This window comes from Rhizobium etli CFN 42 (assembly GCF_000092045.1).
Lineage (GTDB): Bacteria > Pseudomonadota > Alphaproteobacteria > Rhizobiales > Rhizobiaceae > Rhizobium > Rhizobium etli.
Genome location: NC_007761.1, coordinates 1,223,913 through 1,242,957 on the forward strand (window position 1 = coordinate 1,223,913; position 19,045 = coordinate 1,242,957).

At 62.7% G+C, this 19,045-nt stretch carries 21 protein-coding genes; 11 read left to right on the plus strand and 10 right to left on the minus strand.

Annotation, left to right across the window (positions count from 1 at the left end):
- Window positions 1-219: 219 nt before the first annotated feature.
- The 4 genes from RHE_RS05995 to RHE_RS06010 all read left to right on the plus strand — a co-directional run bounded on the left by RHE_RS05995 (window position 220) and on the right by RHE_RS06010 (window position 1,551).
- Complete coding sequence (locus RHE_RS05995) at window positions 220-429, plus strand: cold-shock protein (protein WP_011424508.1); 210 nt, start codon at window positions 220-222, stop codon at window positions 427-429.
- 168 nt (window positions 430-597) lie between these two features.
- Complete coding sequence (locus tag RHE_RS06000; RefSeq protein WP_011424509.1) at window positions 598-882, plus strand: hypothetical protein; 285 nt, start codon at window positions 598-600, stop codon at window positions 880-882.
- Between the two features lie 55 nt (window positions 883-937).
- Complete coding sequence (gene rpsU / locus RHE_RS06005; RefSeq protein WP_011424510.1) at window positions 938-1,174, plus strand: 30S ribosomal protein S21; 237 nt, start codon at window positions 938-940, stop codon at window positions 1,172-1,174.
- 140 nt (window positions 1,175-1,314) lie between these two features.
- Complete coding sequence (locus RHE_RS06010; RefSeq protein ID WP_011424511.1) at window positions 1,315-1,551, plus strand: hypothetical protein; 237 nt, start codon at window positions 1,315-1,317, stop codon at window positions 1,549-1,551.
- Window positions 1,552-1,588: 37 nt separating this feature from the next.
- Here RHE_RS06010 and RHE_RS06015 read toward each other — a convergent pair whose 3' ends face one another.
- Window positions 1,589-2,071: a MarR family winged helix-turn-helix transcriptional regulator gene (locus tag RHE_RS06015; RefSeq protein ID WP_011424512.1), complete on the minus strand. Its 483-nt coding sequence runs from the start codon at window positions 2,069-2,071 to the stop codon at window positions 1,589-1,591.
- 125 nt (window positions 2,072-2,196) lie between these two features.
- Between RHE_RS06015 and RHE_RS06020 the strand changes: the two genes are divergently transcribed.
- A complete protein-coding gene (locus tag RHE_RS06020; protein WP_011424513.1) occupies window positions 2,197-2,619 on the plus strand; it encodes an organic hydroperoxide resistance protein in 423 nt (140 codons plus the stop codon).
- A 208-nt stretch (window positions 2,620-2,827) separates the two neighbouring features.
- Here RHE_RS06020 and RHE_RS06025 read toward each other — a convergent pair whose 3' ends face one another.
- On the minus strand, window positions 2,828-3,343 hold the full coding sequence (locus RHE_RS06025) for a MarR family winged helix-turn-helix transcriptional regulator (RefSeq protein ID WP_011424514.1): 516 nt from the start codon (window positions 3,341-3,343) through the stop codon (window positions 2,828-2,830).
- 87 nt (window positions 3,344-3,430) lie between these two features.
- Here RHE_RS06025 and RHE_RS06030 point away from each other — a divergent pair, with 87 nt between their 5' ends.
- From RHE_RS06030 to RHE_RS06040, 3 genes are read left to right on the plus strand one after another with little or no spacing between them, the layout of a single operon-like run.
- Entirely contained in the window at window positions 3,431-4,159 is a 729-nt protein-coding gene (locus RHE_RS06030; protein WP_020920728.1) for a DUF899 domain-containing protein, read from the plus strand.
- Window positions 4,160-4,202: 43 nt separating this feature from the next.
- Window positions 4,203-4,670, plus strand: a complete 468-nt coding sequence (locus RHE_RS06035) for a DUF1579 domain-containing protein (protein ID WP_011424516.1) — start codon at window positions 4,203-4,205, stop codon at window positions 4,668-4,670.
- A 51-nt stretch (window positions 4,671-4,721) separates the two neighbouring features.
- On the plus strand, window positions 4,722-5,501 hold the full coding sequence (locus RHE_RS06040) for a VOC family protein (RefSeq protein ID WP_011424517.1): 780 nt from the start codon (window positions 4,722-4,724) through the stop codon (window positions 5,499-5,501).
- Between the two features lie 245 nt (window positions 5,502-5,746).
- Here RHE_RS06040 and RHE_RS06045 read toward each other — a convergent pair whose 3' ends face one another.
- From RHE_RS06045 to RHE_RS06055, 3 genes are all read right to left on the minus strand, one after another.
- Window positions 5,747-7,267, minus strand: a complete 1,521-nt coding sequence (locus tag RHE_RS06045; RefSeq protein ID WP_011424518.1) for an ABC-F family ATP-binding cassette domain-containing protein — start codon at window positions 7,265-7,267, stop codon at window positions 5,747-5,749.
- Between the two features lie 460 nt (window positions 7,268-7,727).
- A complete protein-coding gene (locus tag RHE_RS06050; protein ID WP_011424519.1) occupies window positions 7,728-9,323 on the minus strand; it encodes an ABC-F family ATP-binding cassette domain-containing protein in 1,596 nt (531 codons plus the stop codon).
- Window positions 9,324-9,699: 376 nt separating this feature from the next.
- On the minus strand, window positions 9,700-11,256 hold the full coding sequence (locus RHE_RS06055; RefSeq protein ID WP_011424520.1) for a helicase HerA-like C-terminal domain-containing protein: 1,557 nt from the start codon (window positions 11,254-11,256) through the stop codon (window positions 9,700-9,702).
- Between the two features lie 198 nt (window positions 11,257-11,454).
- Between RHE_RS06055 and RHE_RS06060 the strand changes: the two genes are divergently transcribed.
- The 3 genes from RHE_RS06060 to RHE_RS06070 all read left to right on the plus strand — a co-directional run bounded on the left by RHE_RS06060 (window position 11,455) and on the right by RHE_RS06070 (window position 12,817).
- Complete coding sequence (locus RHE_RS06060) at window positions 11,455-11,847, plus strand: hypothetical protein (RefSeq protein WP_011424521.1); 393 nt, start codon at window positions 11,455-11,457, stop codon at window positions 11,845-11,847.
- Between the two features lie 77 nt (window positions 11,848-11,924).
- Window positions 11,925-12,380 (plus strand): NUDIX hydrolase, encoded by a 456-nt coding sequence (locus tag RHE_RS06065; protein WP_011424522.1) that lies wholly within the window; start codon window positions 11,925-11,927, stop codon window positions 12,378-12,380.
- A gap of 119 nt (window positions 12,381-12,499) precedes the next feature.
- Window positions 12,500-12,817 (plus strand): hypothetical protein, encoded by a 318-nt coding sequence (locus RHE_RS06070; RefSeq protein WP_011424523.1) that lies wholly within the window; start codon window positions 12,500-12,502, stop codon window positions 12,815-12,817.
- Between the two features lie 11 nt (window positions 12,818-12,828).
- Here the strand turns inward: RHE_RS06070 and zwf are convergent, their stop codons facing one another.
- From zwf to RHE_RS06095, 5 genes are all read right to left on the minus strand, one after another.
- Window positions 12,829-14,346 (minus strand): glucose-6-phosphate dehydrogenase, encoded by a 1,518-nt coding sequence (zwf, locus tag RHE_RS06075; protein WP_011424524.1) that lies wholly within the window; start codon window positions 14,344-14,346, stop codon window positions 12,829-12,831.
- A gap of 293 nt (window positions 14,347-14,639) precedes the next feature.
- Window positions 14,640-15,410, minus strand: a complete 771-nt coding sequence (gene tam, locus RHE_RS06080; protein WP_011424525.1) for a trans-aconitate 2-methyltransferase — start codon at window positions 15,408-15,410, stop codon at window positions 14,640-14,642.
- A gap of 75 nt (window positions 15,411-15,485) precedes the next feature.
- Window positions 15,486-16,766 carry a hemolysin family protein gene (locus RHE_RS06085; protein WP_011424526.1) on the minus strand — a complete coding sequence of 427 codons (1,281 nt, stop codon included), beginning with the start codon at window positions 16,764-16,766 and terminating at the stop codon, window positions 15,486-15,488.
- Between the two features lie 415 nt (window positions 16,767-17,181).
- Window positions 17,182-17,646, minus strand: coding sequence for a cupin domain-containing protein (locus RHE_RS06090; protein WP_011424527.1), 465 nt, complete (start codon window positions 17,644-17,646; stop codon window positions 17,182-17,184).
- A gap of 287 nt (window positions 17,647-17,933) precedes the next feature.
- A complete protein-coding gene (locus RHE_RS06095; protein ID WP_011424528.1) occupies window positions 17,934-18,977 on the minus strand; it encodes a zinc-dependent alcohol dehydrogenase family protein in 1,044 nt (347 codons plus the stop codon).
- Between the last annotated feature and the right edge of the window lie 68 nt (window positions 18,978-19,045).

The window sequence follows — 19,045 nt, forward strand, 5'->3', positions numbered from 1 at the left end:
CTCAGCTCGCTTCGTCCGGCATCTGTCGTCCGCCCGGAGAAGTTTTATTTTCGAGATAGCATTGCTTAATTCGATAAACAGCCTACATGGGGCCTATCGAATATTGCTTGCGACCTTTGTCCGTGCGCTGAATGCGCTTCGTCAGATCTCTCTCAACATCGATATTGCCCGCGGACATCCTTCCCCGGGTGCACTCTAACGGTTGAAAAGGAGATCGTTATGAATTCAGGCGTCGTCAAGTGGTTCAATGGCACCAAGGGTTTTGGCTTCATCCAGCCCGACGATGGTTCCACGGATGTTTTCGTCCACATTTCGGCAGTCGAACGCGCCGGCATGCGCGAACTGACCGAAGGCCAGAAGGTCCGCTACGATCTGGTCCGCGACAAGCGGTCCGGCAAGAATTCGGCCGATAACCTTCAGGCCGCATGATTGCCGTTCGTCTGGGCTGACCACGGATTGCGGCGAGCTGACCACGGATGTACTGGCAGCGCGCTGACCATCAAAGGCAGCTTTGTGGCTGAATGACTGAAAGAGGTCGGGTTCAAGCCCGGCCTTTTTGTTTTGAAATTGAGCAGCCGAAGAGTTGAGGGACGCTGAATGAGCAGATCAAGCTATAGAGTCGGCGACATGATCGTGCTGAAGTCCGGCCTGACCCGCACGGCAAAGGCAGACAAGCGTTGCCGGATCGCCAGCATCCTGCCCAACGATCACGGGCACGTGCAATATCGCGTTCAGTTCACAGGCGAGAATTTCGAGCGCCGCATCACCGAGGACGATATCGACATCGGGGAATCGCCGCGGCGGGCGTCACTCGAGGCGGCTGCCAAAGCCGATGACGCCGAGCCGTGGCTGAAATTTTCGGGAATCCGCATGGGCAAGTAGCCCACCATTTTCATCATATGACAGCGGCCTCGCCGCCAACAGGAAGGATATTCGTTTGCAGGTACTCGTCAGGGATAACAATGTCGATCAGGCGTTGCGTGTGCTTAAGAAAAAGATGCAGCGCGAAGGACTTTTCCGGGAAATGAAAGCGCGCAGCGCCTATGAGAAGCCGTCGGAGAAGCGTGCCCGCGAAAAGGGGGAGGCCGTTCGCCGCCAGCGCAAGCTTGCCCGCAAGAAGCTGCAGCGCGAGGGCCTGCTGCCGGCGCCGAAAAAGGCTGTCCGCGCTCGCTGATCCGGCCGTGGCATGCCGGCCGTGGTGTCACGGGCCGGTCGCCACATCTCGGCTTTGTGGAATCGCGTCCTGGCCGTAAGATGATGTTGGCAGCCGCAATGCAAGGATCAAACGCCGCCATCATCTGAGAAAGGGGGCACATGACCGCCACCAAGGGAGAATTCTTCAACCCCGCCAAGCTGTCGTCCCGCGACAAGGCGGAGGCCACCGATCACACGGCGCGCGCCATTATCGCAGCCGAGGCATCGGCCCGCGACAAGAAGACGGAGAAGCTGAGGGCGCTGCGTCTGCAGCAGGCCGCCGAAGGGGCGGAAGCCTCACCTCCGCCTGCAAAAAAGCGGCGCTCAACTGCGAAGGTCGCAAAGCGGCGCTCCTGATCCTGCCATAGCCGCCATGGGCTCGGGGCAGGGACTTTCAGCCCTCGCCGGCCCGGCCGAGATTGGCCCGCAGCCGGTGCAGCATGTCGCGCATCTCGGCCATTTCCTCGATCGTGCAGCCGGCGGCTTTTCCGATCGCCGTCATGATCGTATCGACCTCTCCCTTCATCGCTTCGCCCTTCGGCGTCAGCGACACGATCACCTGCCGCTCGTCGCGCAGATCGCGGATGCGCTTGATCAGCCCGCTCTGTTCCAGCCGTTTCAACAGCGGCGACAGCGTGCCGGAATCGAGGTCCAACTGCTCGCCGATCGTCTTCACTGGCAGGGCGCTGCGTTCCCACAGCACCAGCATCACCAGATATTGCGGATAGGTGAGACCGACCCTGTCGAGGATCGGTTTATAGGCCCGGGTAAAAGCATGCGCCGTCGCGTAGACGGCGAAGCATAGCTGCTTTTCCAGCCGCTTCTCCTCCTCAGGTATCTCCATCGTCTTTGTCGTTTGCGCTTTCATATTCGTCATCCCCGAGGCTCCGATTGTCCTCTTTCCACTCTTGAAATGCAATTTGCGAAATTCACTTGCGTACAATTTAATTGTGCGTTAGTAAAACACTACCCCGATCGAAGGGCCAACCTAAGGAGACCGTCATGCCTATTCTCTATACGACCAAAGCCTCTGCCACCGGCGGTCGCGCCGGCCGCGCCGTTTCCGAAAACGGCGTTCTGGACGTGACGCTGACCGTTCCCAAGGAACTCGGCGGCGACGGCGCGACCGGCACCAACCCCGAACAACTCTTCGCTGCCGGCTATTCCGCCTGCTTCCTCGGTGCTCTGAAATTTGTCGCAGGCCAGCAGAAGGTCAAGATTCCGGAAGACACAACCGTCTCGGCCAAGGTCGGCATCGGCCCGCGCGAAGACGGCACCGGCTTCGGCATCGAAGTGGCGCTGACCGTCAATATCCCTGGCCTCGAGCGCGAAACCGCCGAAAAGCTCGCTGCCGCAGCCCACATCGTCTGCCCCTACAGCCACGCCATGCGCACCTCGACCGAAGTTCCGGTCACCGTCGCCTGATCCAGGCGCGCTGGGCAACAACTGCGGGCGATGGCCTTCGGCTTCGGTCGGGGCCATCGCTTTTCTGCTGCTGACGACATCAACGGAGTGCTCGGCGTTCGGTTCTCCGGCGGTTCGCGCCAGAACTGCCCCTCACCCTAGCCTTGCCGGGGTCGAGCCACTTGTCTCCACCCGGTCGGTGCCGGTAGGCGGATGAGAGGCGGCCGTCCTATTCGCCCGTCGCCCGCCCATTGTGACGCGACCGGCGAACGACCGGCTTCGGCGTCTCCCCCGTCATCCCCGACACTGTCTGCAAGTCCTGCCGCAGCCGCGCGGAGCTTCCGTCCGGCAGCTTTTGATCGAGCGCCGCATGAGTGTCTTTCCAGATCGGCAGCGCCCTTGCCAGCACCGTCCTGCCTTCGCCGGTGAGGGCAAGCAGCCGGCCGCGCCTGTCCTTCGGATTCTCCATCACGCTTACCCAGCCCTTGCGCTGCAGCGGCTTCAAGGCCGCAGTCAGCGTCGTCTGGTCCATGGCGAGGAGCGCTGCGACCGGTCCCATTGGCGGAGGCTCCGGCCGGTTGAGCGACATCATCAGCGAAAACTGCCCGTTGGTCAGCCCTGCGGGCCGCAGCGCGTCGTCGAATAGGCGGGCGAGCGCCCGCGCCGCCCGCTGCGCATGCAGGCAGAGGCAGGTATCGCGCACCAGCAGCGTTGTAGAGAAGGGAATTTCAACCGAATTTGACATGCTCTATTTCTATTGATATCAATGTATTTAGTCAAGGAGAAGGAGATGAGCCGGCTTCACCGGCTGCGCCGGAGGAGGGCGCATCCCATGCAGAATGAGGTTGTTTCCCGCGAGAAATGGCTTGAGGCCCGCCGCGCCCTGCTCTTGAAGGAAAAGGAGGCGACGAGGCTGCGCGACAGCATCAACGCCGAGCGCCTGGCGCTGCCCTGGGTGAAGGTCGACAAGGATTATGTCTTCGACACGCCCGAGGGAAAGAAGTCGCTTGCCGATCTCTTCGACGGCCGCAGCCAGCTGCTGATCTATCATTTCATGCTCGGGCCGGATTGGGAGGCCGGCTGCACCGGCTGCTCCTTCCTGTCGGATCACATCGATGGGGCGCTGCCGCATCTCAATCATCACGACGTCACCTGGGTCGCTGTTTCGCGTGCTCCGCTCGGCAAGATCGCCGCCTACAAGAGCCGCATGGGCTGGAAATTTCCATGGGTCTCGTCCTTCGCCAACGATTTCAATTTCGATTATCACGTCTCTTTCACCCCGGAGGATCTTGCCAAAGAGAGGGTCTTCTATAATTTCACTGCCATCGAGCCGGCCCAGGCCCATGACGAACTGCCTGGCCTCAGCGCCTTCTACCGCAGCGACAAGGGCGAGATCTTCCATACCTATTCGAGCTATGCCCGCGGCCCGGAGGAACTGATCGGCACCCTGATGATCCTCGACCGCGCGCCGAAGGGCCGCAACGAGGAAAGCACGATGAATTTCGTGCGCCGTCATGACGAATATGAGGATGCTCCGAAGACATCGTCCTGCTGTCACTGAGCCATCAAACATCTGGAATATCGTCACTCGAAGGGAGAAGAGAATGATGAAGACGGCCGAAGTGCTGAAAGAGCATTCTTTTTTGGAAAGGCTGGTCGGCGACTGGAGCGTCACCGCACCCGAAATGTCCGACGGCAAGGACTGGACGGAGACCGTCCGTTCGCTGCACGGCATCTGGTTCGTCGCCGAAGGGACTGGACCCATGCCGAATGGCAAGCAGGCCTCCACGATCCTGACGCTCGGCTACAACGCCGAAAAGGGCAAATATGTCGGCAGCTGGATCGGCAGCATGATGGACTATATGTGGGTCTATGAGGGCGAGGTCGACGCCTCCGGCAATGTGCTCGACCTCTATACGACTGGACCCGACTTCAGCGGCGATGGCTTCGCCGATTACCGCGAGCGCATCACTTTCGTCGACGACAATCACCGGACTTTCACCTCCAGCGCCAAGCAGGAGGACGGCTCGTGGAAGCAGTTCATGGAAGCACATTACATCCGCAAAATCTGACAATCACGGCGCGCCCAAGCGAAAGGGCGGCGCCAGAAGAGGGAGAGCATGATGTCCAAGACGCATGGAAAGTTCATCTGGTGTGAGCTGATGACCCCCGACACCTCAGCCGCCGCAAAATTTTACAGCTCCGTCGTCGGATGGACCACCTCCGAAATGAAGGTGGAAGGCATGCCGACCTATACGGTCTTCGAAGCGAACGGTATCGGCGTTGCCGGTCTGATGGAGTTTCCGGCCGAGCTCGAAGGCCAGGGCATCCCGCCGAACTGGACGGGTTATGTCGGCGTCGACGATGTCGACCAGATGGCAAAGGATTTCGCCGCCAATGGCGGGGCGGTGCGCCGGCCGCCGCAAGACATCCCGACGATCGGCCGCTTCGCCGTCGTCGCCGACCCACATGGCGCCGTCATTTGCATCATGACGCCGGCGCCGATGGAGCAGACCTGGCCGGAACTGGCCCCCGACGCACCCGGCAATATCGGCTGGCGCGAGCTCTACGCCGGCAATGGCAAAGAGGCGCTGGACTTTTATTCCAAGCGGTTTGGCTGGACGAAGGACAGCGAAATGGACATGGGGCCGATGGGCGTCTACTACATCTTCGCCCATGATGGCCGGCAGACCGGCGGCATGATGACCAAGCCCGACAACCTGCCGATGACCTTCTGGTGCTACTACTTCATCGTGCCGGCGCTTGACGCGGCGATCGAACGCGTCACCTCAGGCGGCGGCAAGGTTGTCAACGGCCCGATGGAAGTCCCCGGTGGCAGCTGGATCATCCAGGCCACCGATCCCCAGGGCGCCTTCTTCTGCCTGGTGGCGCCGAAGCGGTAGTGATATTGGCGGTAGTACCGTAAGGCCCCCTCATCCGACCCTTCGGGCCACCTTCTCCCCGATTGGTAGAAGGGGAGTTGCGGCAGCGGCCTCTTCTTGCCGCTGCCGTTTGCGATGGAGGAAACAGTACGGCAGATCCCTTCTCCCCATGGGGGTCCGAAGGACGGGTCGAGACCCGTGGCTCGACCCAGGCAAAGATGCCGGCAGGCAGATGAGGCGGCCACACGGCACGCCGCCGCCATCCATCACCCCGCCACAGAAGCAAAAAACCCCTCCGGGCTCTCCACCTGCACAAGCCGCTTCTTCTCGATTTGCCAGAAGCGGTTTCCCACCGCCCGCACGAAGCTGCGGTCGTGCGAGACCAGCAGACAGCTCGCCTCGTGCGCCATCAACTGATTCTCCAGCGCCTCCTGTCCCTCGATATCGAGGTGGTTGGTGGGCTCGTCGAGCAGATAGAAATTCGGCTCGGTCAGCCTCAGCACCAGCATGCCGAGCCGCGCCTTCTGGCCGCCGGACAGCTGGCCGATCGGTTTTGCCTGCATGTCGACCGTCATGCCGGCCCCGGCAAGCAGGGCCCGCGCCCGCTGGTCGCCGACATCGAAGCGGCGGATGATCGTGCCGATCGGTGTGTCCCGGTCGGCAAGGTCGGCGAGCGCCTGATCGCCGTAGCCGAGAACCAGCGACGGCGTCGCCTTGATCCCGTTCGGCGCCGCCTCCGGCCTTTCGATCGCCTGCTTCAGCATCGTCACCAGCCGCGACTTGCCGGCGCCGTTGAGGCCGAGGAGTACGATGCGGTCATCCTGGCAGATGAACTGCCGGCCGGTCTTGAAGAGCAGCGTCCCGTCCGGCGTCGTCACCGCCGTGTCATCCAACGTCACCAGCACCTTGGCATGCGTGCCGCGGTTGGCAAGGCGGATGGCGCCGGCCGAACGTTCGAGATGCGCCGGTTTGGCCGCATCCTCCAGCTTCTCCGCCCGCTGTTTCAGCTGCTTGGTCTTGACGACGAGCAGATCGCTGCCGGAATTGATGCCGATATTGTTGAGCTTGGCGGCCTGCTTGCGCAGCTGTTCCGCCGTTTTCATGTCGCGCTCGTAGCGCCGTGCTTCGGCGGCATCGATCTCGTCGAGTGCTGCGCGGGCCCTGCTATAGGGGAGCGCAAAGACCGGCGATTGCTCCGGCCGCAGGAACAGCGTCCTGTTCGTCGTCGCATCGAGGAAGGCGCGGTCGTGGCTGGAGAGGATGACCGGCACGTCACGCGGCAGCGCATTCAGCCAGCTTTCCAGCTGCGCGATCTTTTCGAGGTCGAGATGGTTGGTCGGCTCGTCGAGCAGCAGCACGTCTGGCTCGGTGACCCAGCTGCGGGCGATCATCGCCAGCCGCTGCCAGCCGCCGCTCAACTGCTTCAGCGGCCGGCCGCGCATCACCTCCGACACTTCGAGCGATTCCAGCACGACATCGACGCGCCAGCTCTCGCTTTCGGCCTGATCGGCCGGCAGCGCCTGCAGCACCGCATCATAGAATGGCGTGTCGGAAAGTGCGGCCGGCACATTCTGCGCGACATGGCCGATCGTCAGCCCGCGGGCCTTGGTGATCTCGCCCTCGCTCGGCTCCAGCGCGCCGGTGATGCAGGCCAGCAGCGTGGATTTCCCGCGGCCGTTGGCGGCGACGAGGCCGATGCGGTCGCCTGAATTGACGACGAGATTGAGGTTGGAAAACAGCGGATTGCCCAGCGTCACGCCGAGATTGCGGATAGCGATGAGGGTCATGTTCGTTCTCTGGTCCTGACCGGGGGCAAGCGCAATCGGCGGCATCAAGCCATCACGGATTGCGTCTTTGAGGCCCGGGAATAAGAGGAATGCGCGCTGTCATCTGACGGCGGCGCATCGGCCACGAAGGGCAGACCAGGAAGAGATGTGAAAGCGTCTCTGGTCAGCCCTGCAAACGCATTTACAGGGCGTCGACGGGACCACGCTGGCGATGATGCCGGAAATAATACTGCATGACGTGATCCTCCTTTCTCGAAAGAGTTGCAGGAGGGAAATACCATTGACGGCAAAATCAGGCAAGGGAGGCGACGTCAGAGGGATGCAGGAAGCAATGTTGGGGCGTGCTTCGAGGCTACTCTCGGGCTTCGCACCTCAGCATGAGGGACGTTGGAGGATGCCGCGCTCATAACCGCAGGCGCGAGAGGTGCGCGCCGCTGGGGAAAGGCAGCTCCCCCTAAAATCACCCACCCGTATCGCCGCCCGGCAATTCCAGCCGCCGCGTTATGCCGATATTTTCGAGAAACGTCTCATCGTGGCTGACGACCATCAGCGTCCCGTCATAGGCGCCGAGACCCGCCTCGACCGCCGATATCGAGTCGATGTCGAGATGGTTGGTGGGCTCGTCGAGGATCAGCAGCGGCGGTGGTGCGGCGCCGAGTGTGCAGGCAAGGCCGGCCCGCAGCAATTGGCCGCCGCTGAGCGTCGAAACCGTCTGCAGCGCCGCATCGGCCCTGAACATGAAGCGGGCCAGCGCGGCCCGGCAGGTGTTTTCATCCGCCTGCGGATTGATCCGGCGGAAATTGTCGCGGATCGAGGCTGACGGATCGAGAAGGCCGACCTTCTGGTCGAGCATCGCAAAACCGGTCATCACCGCGACCGTGCCGGCCCAGGCTTTCAGCTCGCCGGTAATGAGTGCGAGCAGCGTCGTCTTGCCCGAGCCGTTCGGCCCGGTAATGGCGATGCGTTCCGGTCCCGTCACGTCGAAGGAGAGATCGCGGATGACGGGTTCATCAGGCCGGTAACCTGCCGTCACACCGTCGATCTTCAGCACGATCTTGCTGGCCGGCAGCCCCGTCGGCGGCAGGCTCACCGATAGCGGCTGCAGGATCTCGATCTTCTCGCGCGCCGCCTTGGTCTCTTCGAGGGCCTGGGCGCGCCGGCGTTCGGCAAGACGCGCATTGTCGCCGCCGGTGGTTTCGCTCCGCTCCTTCATGCCGCCGAGCATGATGCGCGGAATGCCGCCCTTGGCGGCCATTTTTCGCCCGGCGCTGTCCCTGTGTGCCTGACGCTCGACATTCGCCTGCGCCTTCCTGGCAATCTCCGCCGTGCGCTTTTCGGCATCGGCAAGATCATGCCGGGCGGCGGCAAGCTCGAGGGCCTTGCGCTCGCGGTAGTGGCTCCAGTTGCCGCCGTAGCGTGTCGCGCCGAGCGAGGTCAGTTCGACGATCTGATCGACGCTTTCGAGCAATTCCCGGTCATGGCTGACGATCACCGCGCCGGCCCGCCAACCTGAAATCAACGTGATCACCGCTTCGCGGCCTTCGCGGTCGAGATTGTTTGTCGGTTCGTCGAGCAGCAGGAAATCCGGCTCGCTGAAGATGAGCGCGGCAAGCGCGGCGCGTGTCCGCTGCCCGCCGGAGAGTGCGGCAAGCAGCGTCTGCGGCTCCGCGTCGAGTCCCGTCCGGTTGAGCGCGGTTGCGATGCGTGGCTCCAGCGCCCAGTCCGCCGAGGCAAGCTCGTCGGCCGTTGCCGCGCCGGCTTCGGCACGACGCAGAAGCTCGAGCGCCGCGGCCACGCCGAAGAGATCGGCGATGGTTTCGTCAGCCGCGACCTGAACGCTTTGACGCAGCACCCCGACGCTGCCGCTGACAGCTACCGTTCCAGACTGCGGCCGGATCTGACCGGAGATGAGCTTCAGCAGTGTCGTCTTGCCGACGCCGTTGCGCCCGACGAGACCGCTGCGGTCCCTGCCGAAACTGAGATCGAGATCGGAAAAAAGCGGCCGCCCGTCAGGCGTGGCCCAGGAAATTTGCGAGAGGGTGATGGATGCAGGCATGGATATGGATTTCCCCGTTGGCAAGGCGAACTGGCATTGCGATCGGGTTGAAATCCATTGCGGCACACATCCTGTTAAATGGTCGATGCCGGGTAATTTAGGGAAGAAAGGCTGAAGGTTCAAGGCGGGGCAGGTGCCTTACACCAGGGCAAAGGAAGCGCAGGAATTCGGCGCCCCCTCATCTGCCTGCCGGCATCTTCTCCCCGGTGGGAGAAGCGAGATGTGGCGATGTTCTGCCCTGTTAAACCACCTGTCGTCTACACAAAAGCTCTCGGCCTGCTTCCCTTCTCCCCAGCGGAGAGAAGGTGCCGGCAGGCGGATGAGGGGGCGCGGCGCAGATGGAGAACCGGCCCTCAAAACAGTCAGAATTGCAATTCTACCGCTTCAGGCTCCCCAATATCCCCCGCACCAGCGCGCGGCCGACCTGGGTGGCGACCGTGCGCGCCACGCTCTTCATCGCCGCTTCCACCACCGTTTCCCGCTGGTAGCCGGATCTACCGCGCGATGTGCCGCGGCCCTGACGGTTGTCGTCATCGCCGCCGAAGCCCGGCAGGGTCCAGCCGGAGGTCGTGCCCGGCTGTTCGGCCGCGTCTTCCTGCGCCCGCTTGGCGGCCTCAGCTTCCGCCGCCTTCTTGGCGCGCGCCGCCAGCATCTCGAAGGCGGATTCGCGGTCGACGTCTTCGTCATAGATGCCGAGAACCGGGCTCCTGTCCATCACCTGCTGGCGTTCGCCGTCGGTCAGCGGGCCGACGCGGCCCGACGGCGGGCGGATCAGCGTACGCTCGACGATCGACGGCGCGCCCTTAGCCTCCAGCGTCGAGACCAGCGCCTCGCCGGTGCCGAGATTGGTGATGACGGTGGCGCAGTCGAAGGCCGGGTTCGGGCGGAACGTATCGGCCGCCGTCTTCACCGCTTTCTGTTCGCGCGGCGAATAGGCGCGCAGCGCATGCTGAGCGCGGTTGCCGAGTTGGGCGAGCACCGTTTCCGGAACGTCGAGCGGGTTCTGCGTGACGAAATAGACGCCGACGCCCTTGGAACGGATCAGCCGCACCACCTGCTCGACGCGTTCGATCAGAACCTTCGGCGCGTCGTTGAAGAGCAGATGTGCTTCGTCGAAGAAGAAGACGAGCTTCGGCTTTTCCGGATCGCCCACTTCCGGCAGTTCCTCGAACAGCTCCGACAGCAGCCACAGCAGGAAGGTGGCGTAAAGGCGCGGGTTCATCATCAGCTTGTCGGCGGCAAGCACCGAGATCTGGCCGTAACCATTGGTGTGAGTGCGCATGATGTCGGAAATCTTCAGCGCCGGTTCACCGAAGAAGTGCTCGGCGCCTTGCTGTTCGAGCACGAGCAGCGCCCGCTGGATCGAGCCGACCGAGGCCTTGGAGATCAGACCGAACTGGCTGGAAAGCTCGGTGGCATTCTCGCCCATATAGTTGAGTAGCGAGGTGAAATCCTTGAGATCGAGCAGCGGCAGTCCGGCCTGGTCGGCGATCTTGAAGGCGATGTTGATGACGCCTTCCTGGGGCTCGCTGGCATCCATCAGCCGGGCGAGCAGCAGCGGCCCCATCTCGGCAACGGTGGTACGCACGCGATGGCCCTTTTGCCCGAACAGATCCCAGAAAATCACCGGAAACTGGTCGAATTCATAGTCGGTGAAGCCGATCTGCTCGGCGCGCTTGATGAGAAAATCCTTGGGCTCCCCCTTGGCGGCGATGCCGGAAAGATCGCCCTTGATGTCGGCGGCAAAGACCGGAACGCCGGCCCGGGAAAAGCCTTCCGCCAGCACCTGCAGCGTCACCGTCTTGCCGGTGCCGGTGGCGCCGGTGACGAGGCCGTGGCGGTTGCCGAACTTCAGATCCAGATATTCCGGCTTGTTGATGCTGTCGTCGGGATTGCGGCTCGCGCCGATGAAAATCTTGCCGTCCTCGATCATCCCCATGCTCCCTTCGGCTCTGCCGCCGTTTGTGAGAAGGCCGGGCTTGCGCTGCCTTCATCGAACCATCGTTTCCCTGTTATAAGCAGGCAGGCAGATGCGGACAACTGTTCGCATGGGAAGCGAAATCGCTGGCTTGAGTTGTACTCCAATCTCGAATAACGTTGACGTTAACGTCAAAATAATAGGAGGCTGAGAATGAATGAAATTGTGACTGATATCGCCGATCGCGTGGGTATTTCCCCGGAGCAGGCGGAGAAGGCGCTCGGCATGATGCTCGGCTTCCTGCAGCGCGAGGCCGCCGACGGTCCGGTGGCCCGGATGATCGAGGCGATTCCGGGCGGCGCCGATCTTGTCGCCCAGTTCAATGGCGCCGGCGCCGGCGGCGGCGGTCTGCTCGGCGGGCTGATGAGCTCGCTCGGCGGCGGCGGCATTATGGCGCTCGGCCAGCAGCTGATGGGCGAGGGCCTCGGCATGGGCGAGATCACCTCGCTCGCCAAAGAAACCATCGCCATTGCCAAGCAATATGCCGGCGAGGAGGTCGTCGACGAAGTCGTCGCCTCGGTTCCGGGGCTCAGCCAGTTCGTCTAAACGACGGTCGAACATAGGAGCCTCGCGGTATTCGCTGCGAGGCTTTTCTATTTGTCCGCGCCCTCAAGGAGAGCCGCATGACCGTCTGGCGCCCGCCGCAGCAGATCAGGGTGAAAGTGATCGGCCTTGCCTGGCGAGAGAACCGGTTGCTCGCCGCGGAAGTCGAGGATGACAGCGGCCGCATCAAGGGCGTTCGCCCGCTCGGCGGCTCGATCGAATTCGGCGAGACACGTGAACAGGCCCTGCACCGCGAATTCAATGAGGAGCTGGAGACGGCGATCCGCATCGTCGGTTCCTGGCACCTTCTCGAAAACATCTTCGAGCACCATGGTGCAATCGGCCACGAATTCATCTTCGCCGCCGATGTCGAGCTGGCCGACAAAACCCTCTACGATCGTGACGAAATCCGCTATTGCGAACTGGATGAGACGGCGGCGACGGCACGCTGGTTCGGCCGCGTCATGCTGCGCGATGCCGGCATCGATCTTTATCCGACAGGGCTGGAAAAGCTGCTGTCGCGCTGGCTTGATTGAGGCCAGGGACGTTTTTAATCCATTCGCCAAACTTTGATCACCCGGGCCTGCCCGATAGGGAACAAGGGGCGTAGAATGGCTGTTTCTGCCGCATCGCCGACACCAGAAGGAACAGCATCATGCGCAGGTTCATTGCAGCAACGTCGATCGCTCTCCTCAGCCTTTCCGCCCCGGTTCTTGCCCAGTCGAATATGGGCATGGACGCCAGCGGCCGCTTCGATGGCACGCCGCCGCTCGGCACCGCGCCCGGAGCCGAGACGCAAAGCTGGCTGATCATTCCGCTCGACTCGATCGAAACCGGCAGCGTCGACAACGGCGCTCCGAGCGGCCGCGTTGACTGGGCGCGCTGTCCGCCGCGCAAGGCCCGCGGCGCGCTTGCCACGCAAGGCGGCAATAGCGGCGCCTCCGTCAGCCCCGCATGCCGCCAAGGTCAATAATTCAGGCGGGCCTATTTGCCGTTCTTGCCGTCGCCGTCCGGGATGACGCCGAGTTCATGCCATTTGCGTCCGTCGCGCTCGATGAGCGCGTCGGCACAGGACGGTCCCATGCTGCCCGGCGCATAAGCTTCGGGCGTGCTCGTATCCCCAGCCCAGGTGTCGAGGAAGGGCTGCACCGCCGCCCAACCGGCCTCGATGCCGTCGGCGCGCTGGAACAGCGTCTGGTCGCCGATGAAGAGATCATAGAGCAGTGATTCATAGCCGGTGGTCTTACCGATATCGAACTTGTCGGCATAGCGGAAGTCGAGCGACACGGGCGTCGTATCGACCGAAAGCCCCGGCGACTTGATCGAGATTTCCATGCTCATGCCCTCGTCCGGCTGCACCTGGATCACCAGACGGTTCGGCGGGAGGCGGCGATTGACCTCGGTTTCGCGAAACTGCGCGAAGGGCACCGGCTGGAAGGTGATGACGATCTCGGTGTCGCGCGCCGTCAGCGCCTTTCCGGTTCTGAGATAGAAGGGCACGCCCGCCCAGCGCCACGTATCCGCATAGAGCTTCAACGCCACATAGGTCTCGGTGCGGCTGTCGGGCGAAACATCCTTGGTGTCGCGATAGGCGGGAAGATCGACCCCGTTCAGCGGGCCGGCCGCATAGGCGCCGCGCACGCCATGCGTCTTTGCCTCCTCGGGCGTATAGATCCGCAGCGCCTTCAGCACCTTGCTCTTCTCGTTGCGGATCGCCTCGGCATCGAAACTGTTGGGCGGCTCCATGGCAATCATCGCCAGCAGCTGGAAGAGGTGGTTCGGCACCATGTCGCGCAGCGCACCGGTCGCATCGTAGAACTTGCCGCGGCTGCCGACATCGACGATCTCGGCGGCGGTGATCTGCACGTGATCGATATAGCGGCTGTTCCACAAGGACTCGATGATCATGTTGGCGAAACGCGCCGTCATCAGGTTCTGCACCGTCTCCTTGCCGAGGAAATGGTCGAGCCGGTAGACTTGGCTTTCGTCGATCTGGGCGAGGATTTGCGCATTGAGCGCCCGCGCCGAGGCGAGATCGGTGCCGAATGGCTTCTCGATGGCGACGCGGCGGAAAACGCCCTCGCTTTCATCGGTCAGCCCATGGGCGGCAAGCTTCTCGATGATGGTGCCGAAGAAGGACGGCGGCACCGCCAGATAGAAGGCGGCATTGGCGTTCGGCCCCAGCCGCTTGCCGATTTCGATGAAAATATCCTCCTTGGTGAAATCGCCGGCCATATAAGAGATGCGTCCGCGCAGACTTTCCCATGCCTCGTCCTTGACCGTCTGCTCCTCGCCGTTCAGATGCTCGAGGAAGGCATCGAGCCGGCCGCGCAGGAACCCGTCGTCACCCGCTTCGATGCCGATGCCGAGGATGTGGAGATCGTCGCCGACGAGGCGCTGGCGCGTCAGGTTGATGATCGCCGGCACCAGCAGCCGGCGCGTCAGATCGCCGGTGGCGCCGAAGATGACGAGAGTGACCGGCGGGGTAGGGGCAGCGTTCATGTGTCATCTCCGAGATTTGTGTCCGACTATAAAGCCTGGCGGTTCCGCCGCAACATAGGCGGCGAGGGGTAACAGGCATTTGACAGCGTGCGGGGCGCGCGCCTCATCCGCCTGCCCAACACCCCTCCCCAACCCTCCCCACAAGGGGGAGGGGCTAAGCTGCGCTGGCTGCTACCCTTCCGCGAATTGCTGCGATGGAAGATTATGTGAAGCGGTGCAGCACGTTAGTCCCTCCCCCTTGTGGGGAGGGGACCTGGATCGGCGTAAAACGGAGTGCAATGATCAGTGTCCGCTTACCCCTTCACCGCCACGATGAAGATCCTCGGAAACCGCAGCAGCACCCGGCCATCCGACATCTTCGGATAGGTCTTTTCGATCCGTTCCAGATAATCGGCTAGAAAAGCCTCGCGGTGTTTTTCGCCGGCCCGAGCGAGATAGGGCATCAGTCCGGTGCCTTTAACCCATTCGACGATCGCCGCCGCGTCTGCCATCGGATGATTGTAGATCGTGTGCCAGATATCGACGCGGGCGGCTTTGGCGATCAGCCTGGAGTAATAGCTGGACGGCGGAGCCAGCGGCTGGCGGCGCACGCCCTTTTCCTCGAAAGCGGCCTTCCAGGGCCCGCCATGGGCGGTCTCTTCCATCGCCAGATGCGAAGGTTCTCCCAGATTGTCGGGCATCTGCACGGCAAGAACGCCGCCTTCAGAAAGCCCGTCCATCAGCCGCTCGAAGATATCGAGATGATCGGGCAGCCATTGGAAGACGGCATTGGCAAAGAGCAGATCGGCAGGCTCCGTCGGCTGCCAGCTGCCAAGATCCGCCTCGACGAAGGCGGTGCCGGGAAGCCGCTTGCGGGCCGCCTCCAGCATGTTGGCGTCGCTGTCGAGGCCGGAAACGCCATCGGCACCGTAACGCTCGATGATGAGCTCAGTGGAATTGCCCGGTCCACAGCCGAGGTCGATGGCACGGCGAAGGTGCTGCAGCGGCACCTGCGCCAGAAGATCGCGCGCCGGCCGCGTGCGCTCGTCCTCGAACTTCGCATATTGGCTGGCGGACCATGCCATGGCGATACCTCCTGATGTCGGGCCACGTCTTCCATGTGGCGGGTGCGGATCGTGTCGATGTTGCGCCGGTTGCGCTCAGTCGCGAACTTCAGACACAAGGATTTTGTCCACGCGCCTGCCGTCGAGATCGATGACCTCGAAGCGCCATCCATCTCTCGTGAAGCTCTCTCCCAATTCCGGCAGATGTTTCAGTTCCTCCAACACCAGGCCGGCCACGGTCTGATATTCGAGATCGTCCTCGAGCTTGAGGTTCAGGAACTCGGCGAATTCGTCGATAGGTGTCCAGCCGGAGACGAGATAGGAACCGTCGTCTCGACGAGCGATGGCCTGCTCATCGACCGGTCCCTCCTGCAGCGCGCCCATGATCGCCTCCAGAATGTCGCCTGACGAGACAATCCCTTCGAAATGGCCGTATTCATCAAACACCAGCACCATGTGAACAGGCGATTTCCTGATCGCTTCAATGACGGTGGTAGCGGTTGCAAGGTCCGAAACGACCGGGACGTCCTGTGTCAGAGCCTTGATGTCGGCGCTGCCGTGTTCGGACATCGAGTCGTAGAAATCCTTGACCGGAAGGATCCCGATCACCTCGTCGGAACTGCCTTTGCGAACCGGCAATCGAGACCTCTTCGTCCCGTGCAACTGCGCCCGGATTTCATCGAGGCTGTCGTCAATATCGATAATTTCCACATCGCGCCGCGGCGTCATCAGCGCTCGGGCCGTGCGGTCCGCCAGCCGCATGACGCCGGAGATCATCGCCGATTCCTCGCTCTCGATAACGCCCGCCGATTGCGCCTCGGCCAGAACGGTCTTGATCTCTTCGTCAGAGACGTTGTCGCCGACTTTTCCTGTCTGGCCGAGGAGCTTGAGCACGAGATTTCCCGAGGCGTTGAGAAGCCAGACAAGAGGCAGCGCAATCTTTGAAAGCAGCGCCATGGCGGGTGCGACCCTCGCCGCAACCGATTCGGGTTCGCGCAATGCGATCTGCTTGGGAACAAGTTCGCCGACGATCAGGGAAAGATAGGTGATCGCCACGACGACGGAACCGACACCGATGGCGTCAGCGGCCGTCGATGACATCCCCTGCGCCTCCAGCCATGCTGTCAGGCGGCCGCCGAGTGTTGCGCCGGAGAAAGCGCCGGAGAGAACACCGACAAGCGTGATGCCGATCTGAACCGTGGAGAGAAAGCGGCCGGGGTTTTCGGCGAGTTTGATGGCTTGAGCTGCACCCTTGCTCCCATTGTCGGAGAGAACTTTCAGGCGGGCCGTTCGAGAAGACACGACGGCGAGCTCAGACATGGCGAGCACACCATTCAGAATGGTGAGAAACGCCACAATTCCAATTTCCAGAAACACAGGGACCCTATTCGTTGAGGTTTTAATGCCGCATACGGCAAGGCGGCGGAGCTTTCGCAGAGACGCTATATATGCGCATCACCCATCGGCAAAGCTTTCTGTGCGAGCCCGGCTGGGTGCGAGGCGAGGCGGAAATCGCCACACCGTCTACAGTCGGCGCCGGCATCTTCTGCGGCGGCGTTCCGGCTTGACCGGGCGGAGCTTGTACTGAATGGGTCGCTATCGGGCATGGCGCAATTTTGGCGGTGAAAAGGGCCCCGCGCAAGAGGCGCCGGGCGAATTCCCTATAGCGTCTTGATGTGACAGTTTCGAAAACGGTGGCGAACAGGCCTTCTGGCTGGGAGTTTCAGGGCAATTCGCGTGTCTGCGTGATGCCGAAGACGCTCGAACGTACCGGCATCGCGCGCTCGAACCGTCAGGCCGCCAGAATGGTGATCCCATAAGCATTGGCGGCGGCCGTCATCCGGGCGATGGTCTCGGGCGAGGGGGCTTTCAGCGGCTCGCTCGTGCCTTCCGCTTCGATGAATTCGGCCATGTCGCGATCGACGATCGCCGAAAACACCGCCGGACGGGTTCCCCGGTTGGCATAGCCATGCACCATGAAGGGCGGGATCGTGACGATGTCGCCAGCCCCGGCCTCGATCTCTTCGGGGCCGCTGTCGGTCAGCCGCCAGATCGTCAAACGACCCTCGAGAATGCGGAATACTTCCGGGCTTGCATGCGCATGTCTCGGCGTCCGGCTGCCGGGTGGTACGGTGACGTCGAAAATGTTGAGCCAGGTTCCGCGGATACGGACCTGTCGTTCGATGCGGTCGCCGAGGACGAAAAAGCGCTTCGCCTCTTCGCCCGCAGGCTTTGTCACAAATGAGTTGGACATCATGTCTCTTTCTTCTTCTTACAGGCTTTTTCGAGCGGGCGCAGCCGTTAGACCTTTGCGTGGCCTTTGGCAACCGCCCCGTTGTGGGGGCAGATCGCCGACGCGACAACATACGCCTTATGAGGGCGTCGCGGCTGATATCGGTGTGCCCGGCCGCTTCCGCAAGGGCCCGGCAACGCCGCGCCGGCTGCGTGGAAATGACCCGGATCCTGTAATGCCGCCGACACGGAAGCGGCGCATAGACCAAGGCGACCCTTCCGGCCGCCACCGGCCGGCAGGGCCCCGTTCCCTCACGAAAACCGCGTAATCACGCTGATCCCCGTGCCCTCGGCCTTGTCGAGCGCCATTAACGCCGGCACGGCTTCCTCCAGGCTGATCCGCCGTCCGATCAGCTTCTGCGGCGCGATCTTGCCGGCCGACAGCATCGACAGCATGGCGTCGTAACGCCAGGCCTGCATGCCGTGGCTGCCGTAGATCTCCAGCTCGTTGCTGATCACCTGGGCCATCGGGATTTGCGGTGTCGCGTGCTCGGCGAGCATCAGCCCCACTTGCACATGCCGGCCGCGGCGGCGCAGGTTCTTGATCGAGTTGAAGCAGGTGACGGGATGGCCGAGCGCGTCGATCGAGACATGCGCGCCGCCCTTGGTGATCTCGCGCACCGCCTCGGCCACGTCGGCGACACCGGATGCATTGACCGTCGCCACCGCCCCGCATTCGCGCGCGAAGGCGAGTTTCTCCTCCGATATGTCGATGCCGATTGCATTGGCGCCTAGCGCGGTGGCGATCATGATCGCCGACAGGCCGACGCCGCCACAGCCATGCACGGCGATCCATTCGCCGGGACCGGTGCGCGCATGGTCGGCGACGGCGCGAAACGAGGTGGCGAAGCGGCAGCCGAGGCTTGCCGCCGTCGCATCCTCGATCGTATCGGGCAGGTGCACCAGATTGGTGTCGGCATAATCGATCGCCACATATTCGGCGAAGGAGCCCCAATGGGTGAAGCCCGGCTGAAACTGGTTCGGGCAGACCTGCTGGTTGCCGGAATGACATTCGCTGCAATGGCCGCAGCCGGAAACGAAGGGCACGGTTACCCGGTCGCCGACCTTGAAGCGCATCACGCCGCGGCCGGTGGCGACGACCCGCCCGGCAAGCTCGTGTCCCGGCACATGCGGCAGGCTGATATCGGGATCGTGTCCCATCCAGCCGTGCCAGTCGCTGCGGCAGAGCCCGCTGGCGCCGACTGCGATGACGACGCCGTCCTCGGCAGGTGTCGGATCGGGCAGCGTGCGGATTTCCGGCGCCTGCTCGAAGGCTTCATAATACATGGCTTTCATCGGCGTTCTCCCTTGCTGCTGTCCGGCGATTTCTCCTGATGATCGCATGCGCCAGCCCGCCATTCCAA